Below are 16,400 nucleotides of genomic sequence, written 5' to 3' on the forward strand. Positions count from 1 at the left end.
CCCTGGTGAGCCACGATGGCGGTATGCAGATCGGGGTGCCGCGGGAGGTCAAGCAGCAGGAGTATCGGGTCGCACTCACACCGGCCGGAGCCGGAGAGTTGGTGCGGCACGGGCATGAAGTGCTGGTGGAAGCCGGGGCGGGGGTCGGCTCCGGCTTCGGGGACGCCGACTACCTCGCCTCCGGGGCGCGGATCGCGGGCGGACCGGACGAGGTCTGGGCGGCGGCGGAACTCGTGCTCAAGGTGAAAGAGCCCATCGCCGAGGAGTATTCGCGCATGCGGACCGGGCAGGTGCTGTTCACCTTCCTGCACCTGGCCGCCTCGCGGGAATGCACGGACGCCATTCTCGGCTCCGGCGTCACCGCCATCGCCTACGAGACCGTGCGCGGGCCCGGCGGGACGCTGCCGCTGCTCGCGCCCATGAGCGAGGTGGCCGGGAAGCTCGGCAGTCAGGTCGGGGCGTATCACCTGATGTCGCCGCAGGGCGGCGCCGGGTTGTTGCTGGGCGGGGTGCCCGGAGTGCGGCCCGCCGATGTCGTAGTGCTCGGCGGCGGCGTGGCGGGCAGTAACGCGGCCGCCGTGGCCGTCGGAATGGGCGCGCGAGTCACCGTGCTGGACACCAATATCGCGCGGCTGCGGGAACTCGACGCCCGGTTCGACGGGCGCATCACCACGCTCGGATCCAATGCGGCCGAGGTCGAGAAGGCCGTGCTCGGGGCCGATCTGGTGATCGGATCGGTGCTGGTGCCGGGCGCGCGGGCGCCGAAACTGGTGCCGGACAGCCTCGTCGCCGGGATGCGGCCCGGATCGGTGCTGGTGGACATCGCCATCGATCAAGGCGGGTGTTTCCAGAGTTCGCACCCGACCACGCATGCCGAACCGACCTTCCGGGTGGCGGATTCACTGTTCTACTGCGTGGCCAATATGCCCGGGGCCGTGCCGCACACCTCGACCGTCGCGCTCACCAATGTCACGCTGCCGTACGCCCGCGCCATCGCGGATCTCGGCTGGCAGGCGGCCTGCAATGCCGATCCCGGCCTGGCCCAGGGCTTCACCGCCGATGCCGGACGGCTGTACTCGCCCGAGGTGGCGGCCGCGCACGGCCTCCACCCCGTCGGGCGATCAGTTCACGTCGGGTGACTCGTTCTGCAGCAGCCAATCCGGCTCGCCGTCCGGCAGATTGTGCAGCTTGTCCGGATTGCGGACCACATCGAGCTTGGTGATGCGGCCGTCGTCGATCGTGAACGAGAAGACGCCCAGGAACGACCCGTCGAACACCACCAGGCCCGGCTGACCGTTGACGATCACCGAACGACCCCACGCCGCACCGGAATCCGTCATGTGCCGCAGGAAACCCATGAGCGTGTCGGCGACCGTGCCCGCACCGTGCAGCGGATGCCGGAACGCCAGCACCTTGCCACCGCCATCGGAGGTGAAGGTGACATTCGCGTCCAGCAGGCCCAGCAGGGCGCTCAGATCACCGGAACGCCAGGCGACCGCGAACGCGGACACCACCTTCTCGTGCTCGGCCGGATCCGCCGGGAACCGCGGCGTGCCCGACTCCACATGCTTGCGCGCGCGGGAAGCCAACTGCCGCACCGCCGCCGGGGTACGGCCCACCACCTCGGCGACTTCCGGGCCGGTCATGCCGAACACATCCTGCAGCACGAAAGCCGTCCGCTCGGCCGGGGACAGCGACTCCAGCACCACCAGCAGGGCCGTCGTGACCCGCTCGTCCTGCGAGACCCGGTCCGCCGGATCATCCCAGGTGGTGACCTCCGGCTCCGGAAGCCATTCGCCCACATACTGTTCGCGGCGCACCCGCGCCGAACCCAGGTAGTCCAGGGCCAGCCGGCCCGTCACCGTGGTCAGCCAGGCGCGCAGATTCTCGATCTCCACACCCTCCGGGGACGTTTCGTAGTAGCGCTGCAGCCGCAGCCACGCCTCCTGCACCACGTCATCGGCATCGGTCAGGCTGCCCAGCGTGCTGTACGCGACCCGCCGCAGATACGCCCGATGCTCCTCGAACCGGCGCGCCAGTTCCGCCTGATCGGGCACACCCGTGCGTTCCTCGTTGCTCATAGCCGCCTCACCGCTCGCTTCCCCTCGCCCATCCGGGCGAACCTGACACCGAACCGACGAAACCACTCCCGCAACTGTGACATTCCCCAGCTGCGGGACGCCGGCCGGGGTTCGGCGGTCGGCGAAACCCGGCGGGCGGATTCGGTGCGCTGTCTCTCGGCTCCGATATCGCGGGCCCGACCCGGCGCGATCGTGAGATGAGTGCGGTTGCCCGGCCCGACGGTGGGACGAGCGCGGTCGCGTTGGACCGGCCGTGTCCGTGTCGCGAGCGTTCGGGACTGTCTAGCCGTGAATTGCTGCCCGGGCCGCGGCGCTGAGAGCGGCCGCCAGCTGCACGGCCTCGGACAGGCGGACCGCGCGTCGCAGGTCGGGGATGCGGGGTACCGGGCCGTCGCCGAGCGTGGGACGCATCTCGACGACGTGGCGGTACTGGGTGCGACCACCCAGGGTCACGCCGAGCGCGCCGGCCATCGAGGCTTCGGCGACACCGGCATTCGGGCTCGGATGTTGCGCGGCATCTCGTCGCCATGCCCGCCACGCCGCGGCGGGGCGGCCACCGACCACGGGTGCGAGCGCCGTTGTCAGGATTCCGGAGAAGCGGGCGGGGCCGAGATTCGCGACATCGTCCGTGCGTGCGGCGGCCCAGCCGAAATTCTCGTAGCGCTCGTTGCGGTAGCCGACCATCGCATCGAGTGTGTTGATCGCGCGGTAAGCCAGCAGGCCGGGCACTCCCGCGATCGCGCCCCAGAACAGTGGTGCGACAGTCGCATCCGAGGTGTTCTCGGCAATCGACTCCAAGGCCGCCCGCGCCAGCCCATCGGCGTCCAGGGCTCGAGGATCCCGGCCGCACAACGAAGGCAGCAGCGCGCGAGCCGCTTCCAGGTCCTCGCCCTCCAGCCGGTCCGCCATCGCGTGCCCGGTCTTCGCCAAGGTGGTGCCGCCCAGCACCGTCCATGTCGCGGCCGCCGTGACCAGCACCTCACCGGCAGCCCGCGCACCCAGCGTCCGCTGCAGTCCGATGCCGAGCCCGGCCGCCGCGCCCACCAGCACCACCTCGTGCACGATCCCCGCGGCCCGGCTGTCCCGATACGTGTACCGCTCCAAAACCTGCGCCGCCGAACCGAATCCGGCCACCGGATGCCCGCGCCGCGGATCACCCAGCACGCGATCCAGCGCGAAACCCAGTAGCAGCCCGGCCGCGCGAGCAGTCCCCTTACGCATCCGGCGAGGCTAACTCACACGTCGCCACGGGCGACAAGGCCGGGCACGCCTGTGCGCTACGCACAACCTCGTGGGCGGAGTCAGCGGCGGGTGCCGCCGTAACGGTCGGCCAGGCGGGCCTCATTGGTGACGACCTTCGGTGCGGCGGGCTCGGATTCGGGGGCTTCCGCCAATGTCGAGGGGGAGGGGCCGGGGCCGGTGGAAACCGGCTGTGGCTGCGGCTGTTCCGCCGTTTCCGCGCGTTCGCGGCGGCGGGCCCGGATCTCGGCGAAGACGAAATAGCCGAGGCCGAGGGGCGCCATGATGCCGAAGGCCAGCCACTGCAGGCCGTACGAAAGGTAAGGGCCGGAGTCGAGCTGGGGGAGCGGGGTGGGGGTGAAGGCGCCCGGCTGGTTCTCGGCCAGCTGCAGGTAGCCGCCGCGACCGTCCGTCGGGATGGGGGTGAGCGGGATGCCCAGCAGGGTGGACATCTGCTCGGTGTCGTCCGTGTACACCTGCCGATAGCCGCTCTCGGTCATGGGCGGCTTGTTCGCGATCACGCCCTCCGAGGCGCGGACGCGGGCCTCGATGTGCTGGGTGCCCGCGGGCGGTTCGGCGATCTGCGGCAGACGGGTGCCGCCGTCCGGGGAGGAGACCAGGCCGCGGTCCACCAGCAAGGTCTGGCCGTCGGCCAGGCGGAAGGCATTCAGCACGCCGTACGCGGGCTGATCGTTCAGATGCCGCAATCGCACCAGGACCGTCGTCCCGGGCACATACGTGCCGTCCGCGGTGACCCGCCGCCACTCGGTGTTCTTACCGGACCCGCCCAGCATGGTGGCCACATCCACGGGCGCCGCCGTCACCGAATTCTCGATGCGCTGATTACGCGCCGACGTCGTGGTGTTCTTGCCCAGCTGCCACGGCGCCAGCACCGAGAAGCACAGGTACGCGAACGCCGCGACCACCAGCGCCAGAATCACCCAGCCGGGCCGCAGCAGGAACGTGAAGCGCCGCAATACCGAAACCTTCGCGCCGACCTTCGAACTCATGCGTCCTCGCCTCGCGGTTCCCCGAGCTGCTCGCGCACCCATGCCAGCAGTCCCGGCATGGCCGCCTCGGTCTGCTCGCGCACCAGCGCGAAATCGGATTGATCGCCGTAATACGGGTCCGGCACCGAACGCCCGTCCGCATCCGGATCGAAACTGCGCAACAGCCGCAACCGCTCCCGCGGCACACCGAGGTGCGCGAGCTCGCGTTCGTGCCCGGTATCCAGCGCGACCACCAGATCCGCGTCCAGATGATCGTCCCCGACCACCGCCGCCCGATGCCCGACCGGATAACCGTGCGTGCGCAACTCGCGGGTCGTGCGCGGATCCGCCTCGTCGCCGACATGCCAGCCACCGGTCCCGGCACTGCTCACCCGCACCCGATCGGCCAGCCCGGCCCGCTCGAGGTGCGCGGCGAAAATCTTCTCGGCCATCGGGGACCGGCAGATGTTGCCGGTACACACGAAGGTCACATGCAGCTCACCCACGACAGCCATTCTGTCCGGTCCCCGCAAACCACGGCCACGTAGGGTGGATGGCTGTGCCCGACACCACCGCGAACCCCACTCCCGCCGATCACCCGGCGTCCACCCTGGGCGAGGCGGATCGGGCCAAGCTGCGGCATCACGGGGACGTCGAGACCGGGCCGGGAATGCTCGATTTCGCGGTGAACGTGCAGGGGAGCGGGCCGCCGGAGTGGTTGCGGGAACGGCTGGCGGGACGGCTGGGAGAGCTCGGGCGATATCCGAGTGAGGCGGACGAGCGCGATGCGCGGGCGGCCGTGGCTGCCCGGCACGGGCGGCGAGTCGAGGACGTGTTGCTGCTGGCCGGGGCGGCCGAGGGGTTCGCCATGCTGCCGCGGCTCGGATCGCGGCTGGCCGCAGTGATACATCCGTCTTTCACCGAGCCGGAATTGGCGCTGCGTGAAGCCGGGGTCCCGGTCGCACGGGTGGTGTTGGAGGCGCCGTACACGCTGGCATCGGCGGTGGTGCCCGAGGCCGCGGATCTCGTGGTGGTGGGGAATCCGACCAACCCGACTTCGGTACTGCATGCGGCCGAGGCCATTCGCGCGCTGCGGCGGCCGGGGCGGATCGTGGTTGTCGACGAGGCGTTTATCGACGCCGTGCCGGGGGAGCCGGAATCGCTTGCCGGAGAAAGTCTTCCGGATGTACTGGTATTGCGCAGCCTCACCAAGACCTGGGCGCTCGCCGGATTGCGGTGCGGATATCTGCTGGGTGACCCGTCCGTGCTGGAACGGCTGAGTCACGGGCGGGCGCATTGGCCTTTGGGGACATTGCAATTGGCGGCCATCGCGGCCACCGCCACCGCCGACGCGGTGGCCGAGACGCAGCGGAAGGCCGAGATCATCGCCGCGGACCGAGCGGCCATGATCCCCCGGCTGCGCGCCCTCGGCATCGCGGTACACGAGCCCGCGGCCGCACCGTTCCTGCTGCTCCGCGTGCCCGACGCGGAATTGTTGCGGAAGAAATTGGCGGACAAGGGAATCGCCGTCCGCCGGGGCGATACATTTCCCGGATTGGAATCCGGATTCCTGCGGGTCGCGGTGCGGCCCGCCGCGGACGTGGACCGCCTGGTGGCGGCCATCGCGGAAATCGGTGTATGAGGACGTGGGTGAAAGTCCAGGAGGAGGTTCTGTGGTGACGGCAGTGCGACTCGCGGATCTCATGGCGACGCTGGATGCGGCCTATCCGCCGCGACTGGCCGAATCATGGGACTCGGTCGGCTTGGTGTGCGGCGATCCCGCCGAACCGGTATCACGCGTGCTGTTCGCCGTGGACGCCACCGCAGCCGTCGTCGCCGAGGCCATCGCCTGGGGCGCACAGGCACTGGTGGTGCATCACCCGCTGCTGCTGCGCGGGGTCGACACCGTGGCCGCGGACACTCCGAAAGGCGCGCTGCTGCACCGGCTCATCCGCTCGGGATGTGCGCTGTTCACCGCGCACACCAACGCCGACTCCGCCGATCCCGGCGTCTCGGACGCGCTCGCACAGGCCATCGGGCTGACGGTGACCGGGCCGCTGGATCCGAAACCGGCTACGGCCGTGGATGCCTGGGTGGTGCAGGTCCCGCGCGGCGACACCGAGAAGGTGCTCGCCGCCCTCTTCGACGCGGGCGCGGGCGCCGGCGGGCACTACGACGACGCGGCCTGGAAGGTGGCGGGCACCAGCCAATTCCGGCCCCTCGACGGCGCGAACCCGGCGCTGGGCGCGATCGGCGAACTGCACACCGTGGACGAGGACCGCATCGAGGTCGTCGCCCCGCCATCACGGCGGACGGCCGTACTGCGGGCATTGCGGGCCGCGCATCCCTACGAGGAACCGGCCTATCACGTGACGGAGCGGGCCGCCCTGCCGTCCTCGCTCGGCATCGGCCGCATCGGCGAGCTGGCCGTCCCGGAAACCTTGCGCGAGTTCACCGCTCGCGTCCGTGCCGGACTGCCCGCCACCACCTGGGGTGTGCGCGCCGCCGGTGACCCGGATCGGATCATCCGCCGGGTCGCGGTGTGCGGCGGTGCGGGCGATTCCTTCCTCGGCAAGGTCGCGCGGCTCTGCGTGGACGCCTACGTCACCTCGGACCTGCGGCATCACCCCGCCGACGAGCATCTGCGCGCCGGCGGGCCCGCCCTGATCGACGCCGCGCACTGGGCCACCGAATTCCCTTGGTGCGCACAGGCACAGGGCATTGTCGGCAAGGCGCATCCGAGCCTGGAAACCCGGGTCTCCGAGAACCGCACCGACCCTTGGACGATCGGCGCCGCCGACTGCTAGCCGGTGACGATCTTCGGCTCGTGCGTGACCGGGAAGTTCACCGAGTTCGCGATGAAGCATTTCGCATGCGCGTCGTGATGCAGGCGTTCGGCCGCCTCGATCATGCCGGGCTCGGTGACGGTCACCTCGGGCCGCAGGGTGACCTCCAGGAATCGCTCGCTGTCCATCACACCCACCGCCCGGTCGTGATAGCCGGTGACCACCACACCGGCCTCCGCGCACAGGTGCAGATACCAGAGCATGTGGCAATCGGAGAGCGACGCGACCAGCAGCTGTTCCGGATTCCACCGATCCCTGTCACCACGGAACTTCGGGTCGGCGGTAGCGAGAATCGGCGGCCGCCCCGCGGTCAGCAGCTCGTGATTGCGAGAGTAGGACCGGTAATCGGTGGTCGCGCCCGACCACGTCGTCTCGACCTCATACGCATGCTCAGCCATATGTTCACTCTGACACACCACTGTGGTGGTTCGCGGTCGGCTCGATTCTGGACTGAGTGGAGCGGGGGAGCGCAGCGGAGGAGCGGAGGGAGGGAAGAATCGAGACTTAGGGCCGCGAACCCGCCCCGGAGCGAAGCGGAGGGGCAAAAAAACACAGTAGGGTAGGAGTCTTGAATCGTCCATAGCGTCCAGGAGACCTTTCGCGTTGAATGCCGAACCATCGATCCAGTCCAAGCTGCTCGACCTCGCCGCCGTCGACGCCGAGCTGACCCGGATCGAACATCGCCGCAAGGTGCTTCCTGAAGAACAGGAAGTGCAGCGGCTCGAGGCCGAACGCACCACTCGCAAGGACGCGGCGGTGAAGGTCGAGATCACTATCGACGACCTGGACCGCGACATCCGCAAACTCGAGGGCGAGGTCGAAGCCGTCCGCAAGCGGGAGGAACGCGACCGCGGCCTGCTCACCGCCGGCTCGGTCAATGCCAAGCAGCTCTCCGAACTGCAGCACGAACTGGGCAGTCTGGAACGTCGCCGCACCGTCCTCGAAGACGAACTGATCGAGGTCATGGAGCGCCGCGAGGCCGCCTCCGGCAACCATGATCACGCCGGCGCCAATCTCGACCAGGCCGAACAGGAACTGGTCGACGCCGAACGCCGCCGCGACGACGCGCTCGCCGACCTGAAGGTCGCCCAGCAGCGCTGCGAATCCGATCGCGCGGCCTTGAGCGGCGGTTTCCCCGCCGACCTGCTCGCCGCCTACGAGAAGCAGCGCGCCGGCTTCGGTGTCGGCGCCGCCCTGCTCCAGGCCCGCCGCTGCGGCGCCTGCCGCATCGAACTCGATCGCGGGGAGATCTCCCGCATCACCCGGACCGCGCCCGACGTCGTCGTCCGCTGTCCCGAATGCAACGCGATCCTGGTGCGCACCAAGCAATCCGGGCTGTGACAGCCCGCCGCGCGCCCTGACAGCCGGCGCGCGGCGGCCCTTCTGCCGCGGCGCGACCGGGCTTCGAAGCCGAACCGAGACTGGCATGGAGGAACAGTGGTGACCGAGGCCGTGATCGTCGAAGCCGACGGCGGATCCCGGGGCAATCCCGGACCCGCGGGCTACGGCGCGGTGGTATTCGCAGCCGACCACGCGCAGGTACTCGCCGAGCGCAAGGAATTCCTCGGCAAGACCACCAACAATGTCGCCGAATACCGCGGCCTCATCGCGGGACTGGAAGCCGCCGCCGAACTCGGCGCCCGCCGCGTCGACGTCCGCATGGACTCCAAACTCGTCGTCGAGCAGATGTCCGGCCGCTGGAAAGTCAAGCACGAGGCCATGATTCCCCTCGCCGACCGCGCCCGCCGCCTCGTCGCCGGCTTCGACCGCGTCACCTTCACCTGGATCCCCCGCAAAGAAAACAAACACGCCGACCGCCTGGCCAACGAGGCCATGGACGACGCCCACACCGTCGCCGAAGTCCGCACCGCCCTCGCCGAAGAGGCCACCACCACCCGGACCACCGAGACCGGCGGCATGGCGGAATCCGTCTCCCTGACAGACGATTCAGCCTCCCGCTCCCTCTCGGAGGAAGCGCCCACCGCCCGCATCGCGGATGCCGAGGAGAGCGCCCCCACGCCGGCGGACACCGGGAGCATGGCGGAATCCGTTTCCCTGGGCGATGACTCGGCCTCGCGGACCGTGACCGGTGATGCCACCACGGCCGGGGCGGGAGCGCCCGGATGGACCGGGGCGGTCGGGCGGCCTACGCGGCTCTTGTTGCTACGGCACGGGCAGACGGAATTGTCGGTGGAGCGGCGGTATTCGGGGCGCGGGAATCCGGCGCTGACCGAGTTGGGGCGGGAGCAGGCGGCTCGGGCGGCGGAAAGGCTTGCGGTCAAGGGTGGGATCGCGGCTATCGTGTCGTCGCCGTTGGGGCGGGCCCGGGAGACCGCGGAGGCGGCGGGGCGGGCGCTGGGGGTGCCCGTGCGGGTGCTCGACGGGCTCATCGAGACGGATTTCGGTGCGTGGGAAGGGATGACCTTCACCGAGGCGCGGGAACGCGATCCGGAGTTGCATGCGCAGTGGCTGGGGGATCCGGCGGTGCCGGCGCCGGGCGGGGAGAGCTTCGATCAGGTGCGCGAACGCATCGAAGGGGTGCGGCGGGACCTGGTGGCGTTGTATCCGGGCGCGAATGTGCTTGTGGTCAGCCACGTCACGCCGATCAAGACAATCCTGCAGTTGGCGCTCGGAGTGGGGCCCTCACTGCTGTACCGCCTGCACCTCGACCTGGCATCACTGTCCATCGCCGAGTTCTACCCCGACGGCGGCTCGTCCGTCCGCCTGGTGAACGACACCTCGTACCTCTGATCCCGTTCGAAGACGTTCGAGAGGGCACCGGTGGTGGTGCGCTACGGCGTGTCGCCGACACCAGTGCCCGCTCGTGCAGATCAGGGGCGGAGGACCGCCATGAGGAACTCCGTCTGGTCGTAGACGGCCTTCTCGAACCAGTCGTCGAAGTAGATGTCGAAATGGCCTATGGGGTAACGCTTCACGACGGCGTGCTTGGTGCGTTCGGCGGCCTTCAGGGTGGGGCCGGCGGGGGCTACCGTGTCGTTGTCGCAGACCGCGTACAGGACAGGCGCCTTGATGTCCTTGACGCGGCGGGCCGGATTGTCGAACAAGGTCGACATGCCGATTCTGGCGGGGACTTTCGGACGGTAGTGGGCGCTCTCCTCGGCGAGGCGGCCGTAACCCTCCGGGACATCGGGGGCGCTCATCAAAGCGGCCGAGTGCTTCTTGCCGGCCAGGCGCGCGCGGATCGGGCGGCGGATCACCGGGCCGAGGATCTGATCGGTGAGCGCCATGGTGCCGGTCTTGATCAGGCTCAGCGGGCCCTTCGCCATGGCCGAGGACCAGCCACTCGTGAACGGGCACTGCGCCACCACCGCGGCGATGTAGTGGTCGTCCGGCGCCACCGACAGCACGTGCCCGCCGCCGAAGGAACTGCCCCACAGCGCGATTCGGGTCGCGTCGATGCCGCGGATGGTGCGCGCGAACGCGATCGCCGCATGCCAGTCGGCGCGCTGCCGGCCGATATTGATCACCTGCCGGGGCTCACCCTCGCTGGCGCCGAAATGCCGATAGTCGAAGGCCAGCGCCGCCATGCCCGCCGACGCGAAGCGCCGCGCATACCGGTCCAAACCCATCTCACGGTCCGCCCCCAGCCCGTGCCCCATGACCACGAGCGGTCGCGGCCTCGGCGGTCCATCGGGGAGATACAGCCAACCAGCACACTGGTCGCCACCCGAAGAGAACCCCACCTCCACACGCTCCATGGCGCACTACGGTACCTTGGTGCCCGCGGACGAGTCGGTCGGGCGGCCGCGGCGAGAGGAACGGGCACGCTTGTGCCGCTGCCCCTCGCCGAGGAAAGTCCGGACTCCGGAGAGCAGGGCGGTTGCTAACGGCAACCCGGGGTAACCCGCGGGACAGTGCCACAGAGAACAGACCGCCGGCGGGCCGCGCTTCGCGAGAAGCGCACCGCCGGTAAGGGTGAAACGGTGCGGTAAGAGCGCACCAGCGCGCCGGGTGACCGGCACGGCTAGGTAAACCCCGCCCGGAGCAAGGTCGAAGGCCGGACTCGCAAGAGTGCGGCTGCGCAGGCGTTCGAGGGCTGCTCGCCCGAGCCTGCGGGTGGACCGCTCGAGGCACCCGGCAACGGTGTGTCCAGATGGATGGTCGCCACCCGGCGTTCGCGCTGGGGACAGGATCCGGCTTACAGACCGACTCGTCCGCCCAAAAACGAGAGTTGAGACAACTCTCGTAGCTCTCAGGGGTAAACCCCTGAAACCCCGGTAGGAATGGGGTGGAGCCGCTCAGAGGCACGCCCCCGAGTCCCCGGTAGGAATGGGGTGGAGCCGCTCAGAGGCACCCCCCGAGACCCCGGTAGGAATGGGGGTCGAGCCTCTCAGTGGCATGCACCCCGAGACCCCGATCGGCCCAGTGGCAAGCCCCCCGGTCGGTGTGGGGTGGAGCCTCTAAGAGGCAGCCCCTGAAACCCCCCGATGCTGGGGCTGACGCCCAGGGATAACCACTGAAACCCCAAGGCAACCGGGCGGGGATGAGCCCCGGAAACTCTCGCGCTGAACCTCCGCGGTCCGTCGACCGCGGGGGTTGGGTTTCTCGTCGCGGTGGCGATCTTTCGGTGACATGATGGATGTCACACCGGCGGATTTCCGCTGGCGCGGTTGTATTTTCGCGGAGCGAACCATGGATGTTCTGTATTTGATCATCGCTTGGCTGGGGGCGTTGGTCGTCCTGGCGGGATTGGTGGCTGCCTCGGGGGTTCGGGTGGTCACGCAGTTCGAGAAGGGTGTCGTTTTCCGGTTGGGGCGGGTGCGGGCCGTGCGGGAACCGGGGATGCGGATGCTCATTCCGGGGGTGGACAAGATGCGCAAGGTTTCCATGCAGGTGGTGACCATGCCGGTGCCCGCGCAGGAGGGGATCACCCGGGACAATGTGACCGTCCGGGTCGATGCGGTCGTGTACTTCCGGGTGATCGATCCGCAGCGGGCGATCGTCGAGGTGCAGGACTATCTGTTCGCCATCGCGCAGGTGGCGCAGACTTCGTTGCGGTCCATCATCGGGAAGAGCGAGCTGGACGATCTGCTGTCGAATCGCGAACAGCTCAATCGGGGGCTGGAAATCATGATCGACAATCCGGCGCTCGGGTGGGGCGTGCACATCGATCGCGTGGAGATCAAGGATGTGGCACTACCGGATTCGATGAAACGTTCCATGTCGCGGCAGGCCGAGGCCGAGCGCGAACGCCGCGCCCGCATCATCTCCGCCGAGGGCGAACTGCAGGCCTCGAAGAAACTGGCCGAGGCCGCGTCCAATATGTCGCACGCGCCCGCCGCCCTGCAGCTGCGCTTCCTGGAGACCGTCGTTCAGGTTGCCGCGGAGAAGAATTCGACCCTGGTGCTGCCCTTCCCGGTGGAGCTGCTGCGTTTCCTGGAACGCGCGACGCCCGCCGCGGCGGACCACGCCGGGCCTGAAACCCCCGACACCGGGGACGACGACGTGGCCGCGCTCGAGCAGGTCACGCAGCCGACGGCGGAACTGCCCGAGGCACAACCTGATGAAGAATGAGGTAAGACCATGGCGGGTTTAGTCCAGCCGGCGGCCATCGTGGTGTTGTTCGGTATCGCCTACGCGTTCAAGGCCTTCAGCGCCAAGTATCCGGAGGGCCTGCGCAGTAAATAGCGCCCGAGGATCGACCGGGAAGGGAGCGACGTGACCGACGCTTCCTTCCTTTCAAACCTGTCGAGTTCGCTCTCGAAAGCCCGTGGGCAAGACTGTTGCTCGACGAGCCGGCATGGAAGAGAATGGCGACGCGCCACATGGCGCTATCGGCGCGGCTCGGCGTGTCGAGCAGGGTGATCCGCCCGGAACTGGCCCCGAACGTGATCGGCGTCATAAAGTGTTGCGCGTTGGAAAGATCCGTTGCGATCGCAACGGGCGAAGGGCTCGACAAACGTCGGAAAGCAGGTCTCGTCTAAATGCGAATTGCTCGCAAACTGGCAGCAGGTGCGCTCCTTGCTGCTGCCGCTTCCGTTTCGTTGGTGCTGGGTGCCGGAAACGCTTCGGCGTTCGCGGTGACTCCGGTGCCGGGCGGGGTCGAGGTCGATCTCACCCCGGCGGATACGCAGTGGGTGGCGAACTCCCACATCGGTCAGGCTATCGCGGGCCTGCCCCACCCCTCGGCGGCGTCCTTCGGGGAGTCGCTGGATTCTGCCGCGGCATTGTCGTCGCAGTATCCGAACGGTCGTGTCGTGTTCACCGTCTATGGCCCGTTCGATCAGTTGAACGGCACCATGCTCGCCCTCAAGTAAGGGACAGCGCACCGCAGTGGAACTGCACCAGCGGATCGTCTCGGCGCCGGTCGATTTCGGTGCTGTCCGAACCGAATTCGGATTGGCCTCGGGCTACCCGTCCGAGGCCGTCTCGGAAGCCCGCGACGCGGTCGACGCGTTCGCGGGCGACCGGGTCGATCGCCGCGAGATTCCGCTGGTCACGATCGATCCGCCGGGTTCCATGGATCTGGACCAGGCGCTGTGCGTGGAGCGCACTCCGACCGGTTTCCTGCTCTACTACGCCATCGCAGACGTGGCCGCCGTGGTCGTTCCCGGCGGGCCCCTCGATCGCGAATCCCTGGCCCGCGGCCAGACCCTCTATCTCCCCGACGGACTCATTCCGTTGCACCCGCAGGTGCTGTCCGAGGATCGCGCCAGCCTGCTCCCGGATCAGGACCGGCCCGCCGCCCTCTGGACCATCGAATGCGATGAACTCGCCGAGCCCGTGCGCTGCTCGGTGACGCGGGCATTGGTGCGCTCACGAGCCCGCCTGGATTACGCCGGAGTGCAAGCCGACGCCGACGCGAATCGATTGCCTCCCGCTATCGCCGCCCTTCCCGAATTCGGCCGCTTGCGCATCGAGGCCGGTCTGCGCCGCGGCGCAATAAATCTGCGCCTGCCCGCCCAGAGCGTGGTGCGCGATGACAGCGAGCAAACCGGAATCAGCCATTGGCAATTGGTGGTCGAACCACGCACCGCGGTGGACGACTGGAATGAGCAGGTTTCGCTCCTCACCGGAATGTGCGCGGCCCGAATAATGCTCGATGTCCATAACTCCGCGGCCGCGAGCAAAACCACCGCAGCCCCCGCCGGAATCCCCGCGGAAGCGGCTGCGGCGAACGGTGATCCGGAATATCCCGGCCTGCTGCGGACCATGCCGCCCGCGCCCGCCGGGGCCGTCGAGTCCATGCGGCGCACCGCCGCCGCGCTGGGAGTCGTCTGGCCCGCCGACGAGTCCGCGGGGCGGATGCTGGCCGGGCTGGACCCCAATACGCCCACCGCGCTGGTGCTCATGTCCGAGGCGACGAGCCTGCTGCGCGGCGCCTCCTACACCGTGCTGAACGGTCAGACGCCGGACAGCGTGCAGCACAGCGCGATCGGGGCGCCCTACGCGCACGTGACCGCCCCGCTGCGCCGGCTGGCCGACCGCTACGCCACCGAGATCTGCCTGGCCCACTGCGCCGGAACCGAAGTCCCGCAATGGGTCCGCGACGGCCTGAAGGCGGCTGCCGAGGCCATGCGCCGCACCGACGCCATCTCCGCCAAACTGGAACGCGCCTGCATCGACCTGACCGAAGCCACCATCCTCGCGCCGCGCGTCGGCACCGACTTCGACGCCACCGTGCTGCGCGAGGCCAACCACACCCGCCCCGCCGAGATCTTCATCCCCACCCCGCCCGTGCTGGCGAAATGCCTCGGCTCCCCACCGGAAGACAAACAGGTCCGGGTCCGCCTCGCCGAGGCCGACCCGGCCAGCCGCACAGTCACTTTCGTCTACGCGGCCGAGACCGGGGATGAGCAGGGTGAGGTCAGGCGGTGAGCAGGACCGGGACGGGGGAGACCGGGATGTGCACCCGGCCGTTGCGTACCGTGACGGCTACCGGCCTGCCGTAGGCGTCCACCGCGTGTGCTGTCGCGGCGGGCCAGGGGTGGTCGTAATCGACTGGGGCGGCGAACTCGTCCGCATTGCGGGCCCAGGCCACGACGAGCGGTCCGCGGTCGCGGGTGATGTCGAAGACGTACAGGTCCGGCCGATCCGGTAGTTCGCGGCGGGTGATCTCGTGGGCGTCGTGCAGGAGGCCCGCGGTGAGGGCGAGGGTGTCGGCGGCCGGATAGCGGTGCGAGATGGCGCCGTTCGCGTAGTCCATGAGTTTGAACTTGTCGAACATCAGATGCATGATCGCGTACCGATAATCCAGGTCGGCGGTCTCGGGCGCCAGATTCCAGCACAGGGTGCGGCGCACCCCGGACGCGAGGGCGAGGACATTGCGCTGCACGATCTCCCGGCAGTTCTCCCGATGCCGGAGCTGCTCGTACTCCTCGGGACAATCGGCGAGGAACATCTGCAACTGCGGTGAGAGCTCCGGCATACGTGCGTAGAGCGCGACCATCGCATCGTGTTCGGGAGTCGGCTTGCCGGCCTCCTTGGTGCTCGCGATCCAGGTGTCGCCGCCGTCCGCCATGGTGGCGGTGACCTGACTCAGCACCGGTCCGAATTCGGCGAACACATCCGGATACTGCACCACCAGCGGTCCGTTGTATTCGCCTGCCACCACCGGTTTCTGGTAGCCGTGCGCGGCCATCAGCGCGCGGGCGGCCGCGATGCGATCCGGGATCTCGTACGGATTGCCATACAGGTGGACGTCGAACACGTCGAAGTCGTCGCGGCAGTGCTCGGCGAGGTGCTCGAAGACGCCGGTCTCGGGCCCGCCGGGCGGCTGCCCGCCCATGACCACCAGCGCCGACGGATCGGATTCGCGCACCGCGGCCGCGAAAACCTTCAGCTGCGCGGCATATTCGGCCGCGGTGCCGGCCCACAGGATCGGTATGGACGGTTCGTTGTCGCACTGCCAGTACGTGACCCGGCCGCGGCCGCGCGCGACCAGCCGGCGCACGAACTCGCCGAACACCTCGGGATCGAGCGCGGGGGAGGGCGGCAGCATGTCGGTGGCGCGGCGGGTGCCCCACCAGGAGGCGGAGGAGACGGTGATCCAGATTTCTTCGTCACCAGGGAATTCCGCGAGCAGGGTGTCGAGGGCATCCCAGACGTAGTGGCCGCGTTCGGGTTCCAGCTGCGACCAGTACAGGTAGCAGCGGAGCACGCCCGCGCCTAGCTCGCGGACGGGTTCGGCGATCGGGTCGGGTGGACCGAAGAGGCCGTAGCTGATGCCGCGCACCACGCCGAACCGGATCCCCGCGGGAATATCGACGTTATTCATAAGTACC

15 protein-coding genes and 1 other RNA gene are annotated in these 16,400 nt (G+C 69.0%); 9 read left to right on the forward strand and 7 right to left on the reverse strand.

The genetic code is table 11. The annotated features are described in order from the left end of the window. Positions 1 to 23: 23 nt before the first annotated feature. A complete protein-coding gene (gene ald, locus ACH438_RS40525) occupies positions 24 to 1,139 on the forward strand; it encodes an alanine dehydrogenase (RefSeq protein ID WP_397015595.1) in 1,116 nt (371 codons plus the stop codon). Here ald and sigJ read toward each other — a convergent pair. The 4 genes from sigJ to ACH438_RS40545 all read right to left on the reverse strand — a co-directional run bounded on the left by sigJ (position 1,122) and on the right by ACH438_RS40545 (position 4,824). After that, on the reverse strand, positions 1,122 to 2,081 hold the full coding sequence (gene sigJ / locus ACH438_RS40530) for an RNA polymerase sigma factor SigJ (protein ID WP_397015482.1): 960 nt from the start codon (positions 2,079 to 2,081) through the stop codon (positions 1,122 to 1,124). The genes ald and sigJ overlap by 18 nt on opposite strands. Before the next feature lie 282 nt (positions 2,082 to 2,363). After that, positions 2,364 to 3,302, reverse strand: a complete 939-nt coding sequence (locus ACH438_RS40535; protein ID WP_397015484.1) for a cobalamin biosynthesis protein — start codon at positions 3,300 to 3,302, stop codon at positions 2,364 to 2,366. 80 nt (positions 3,303 to 3,382) lie between these two features. Further along, on the reverse strand, positions 3,383 to 4,297 hold the full coding sequence (locus ACH438_RS40540; RefSeq protein ID WP_397015597.1) for an SURF1 family protein: 915 nt from the start codon (positions 4,295 to 4,297) through the stop codon (positions 3,383 to 3,385). Positions 4,298 to 4,326: 29 nt separating this feature from the next. Next, a complete protein-coding gene (locus tag ACH438_RS40545; protein ID WP_397015486.1) occupies positions 4,327 to 4,824 on the reverse strand; it encodes a low molecular weight protein-tyrosine-phosphatase in 498 nt (165 codons plus the stop codon). A 95-nt stretch (positions 4,825 to 4,919) separates the two neighbouring features. On the opposite strand from ACH438_RS40545, the gene cobC reads away from it, so the two are divergent. Then, positions 4,920 to 5,951: an Rv2231c family pyridoxal phosphate-dependent protein CobC gene (gene cobC, locus ACH438_RS40550; protein WP_397015599.1), complete on the forward strand. Its 1,032-nt coding sequence runs from the start codon at positions 4,920 to 4,922 to the stop codon at positions 5,949 to 5,951. Positions 5,952 to 5,985: 34 nt separating this feature from the next. Then, positions 5,986 to 7,116 (forward strand): Nif3-like dinuclear metal center hexameric protein, encoded by a 1,131-nt coding sequence (locus ACH438_RS40555; RefSeq protein ID WP_397015488.1) that lies wholly within the window; start codon positions 5,986 to 5,988, stop codon positions 7,114 to 7,116. On the opposite strand, the gene ACH438_RS40560 is transcribed toward ACH438_RS40555, so the two are convergent. Beyond that, positions 7,113 to 7,553, reverse strand: a complete 441-nt coding sequence (locus ACH438_RS40560) for an OsmC family protein (protein ID WP_397015490.1) — start codon at positions 7,551 to 7,553, stop codon at positions 7,113 to 7,115. The two genes, ACH438_RS40555 and ACH438_RS40560, sit on opposite strands and share 4 nt — an antisense overlap. Positions 7,554 to 7,758: 205 nt before the next feature. Between ACH438_RS40560 and ACH438_RS40565 the strand changes: the two genes are divergently transcribed. Together ACH438_RS40565 and ACH438_RS40570 are read left to right on the forward strand one after the other, a co-directional pair. Beyond that, complete coding sequence (locus ACH438_RS40565) at positions 7,759 to 8,496, forward strand: zinc ribbon domain-containing protein (RefSeq protein WP_397015492.1); 738 nt, start codon at positions 7,759 to 7,761, stop codon at positions 8,494 to 8,496. A 96-nt stretch (positions 8,497 to 8,592) separates the two neighbouring features. Beyond that, complete coding sequence (locus ACH438_RS40570) at positions 8,593 to 9,906, forward strand: bifunctional RNase H/acid phosphatase (protein ID WP_397015494.1); 1,314 nt, start codon at positions 8,593 to 8,595, stop codon at positions 9,904 to 9,906. Between the two features lie 80 nt (positions 9,907 to 9,986). On the opposite strand, the gene ACH438_RS40575 is transcribed toward ACH438_RS40570, so the two are convergent. After that, complete coding sequence (locus ACH438_RS40575; RefSeq protein WP_397015496.1) at positions 9,987 to 10,874, reverse strand: alpha/beta hydrolase; 888 nt, start codon at positions 10,872 to 10,874, stop codon at positions 9,987 to 9,989. Positions 10,875 to 10,904: 30 nt separating this feature from the next. Between ACH438_RS40575 and rnpB the strand changes: the two genes are divergently transcribed. The 4 genes from rnpB to ACH438_RS40595 all read left to right on the forward strand — a co-directional run bounded on the left by rnpB (position 10,905) and on the right by ACH438_RS40595 (position 14,994). Beyond that, positions 10,905 to 11,333: RNase P RNA component class A (gene rnpB, locus ACH438_RS40580), an RNA gene on the forward strand. Positions 11,334 to 11,808: 475 nt separating this feature from the next. After that, positions 11,809 to 12,690 carry a slipin family protein gene (locus tag ACH438_RS40585; protein ID WP_397015498.1) on the forward strand — a complete coding sequence of 294 codons (882 nt, stop codon included), beginning with the start codon at positions 11,809 to 11,811 and terminating at the stop codon, positions 12,688 to 12,690. A gap of 473 nt (positions 12,691 to 13,163) precedes the next feature. Continuing rightward, positions 13,164 to 13,433: a hypothetical protein gene (locus ACH438_RS40590; protein WP_397015500.1), complete on the forward strand. Its 270-nt coding sequence runs from the start codon at positions 13,164 to 13,166 to the stop codon at positions 13,431 to 13,433. A 16-nt stretch (positions 13,434 to 13,449) separates the two neighbouring features. Next, positions 13,450 to 14,994, forward strand: coding sequence for an RNB domain-containing ribonuclease (locus tag ACH438_RS40595; protein WP_397015502.1), 1,545 nt, complete (start codon positions 13,450 to 13,452; stop codon positions 14,992 to 14,994). On the opposite strand, the gene ACH438_RS40600 is transcribed toward ACH438_RS40595, so the two are convergent. Then, complete coding sequence (locus ACH438_RS40600) at positions 14,984 to 16,393, reverse strand: hypothetical protein (RefSeq protein ID WP_397015504.1); 1,410 nt, start codon at positions 16,391 to 16,393, stop codon at positions 14,984 to 14,986. The two genes, ACH438_RS40595 and ACH438_RS40600, sit on opposite strands and share 11 nt — an antisense overlap. Positions 16,394 to 16,400: the final 7 nt, after the last annotated feature.

Origin of the sequence: Nocardia sp. NPDC020380 (genome assembly GCF_044386975.1) — a bacterium.
GTDB lineage: Bacteria > Actinomycetota > Actinomycetes > Mycobacteriales > Mycobacteriaceae > Nocardia.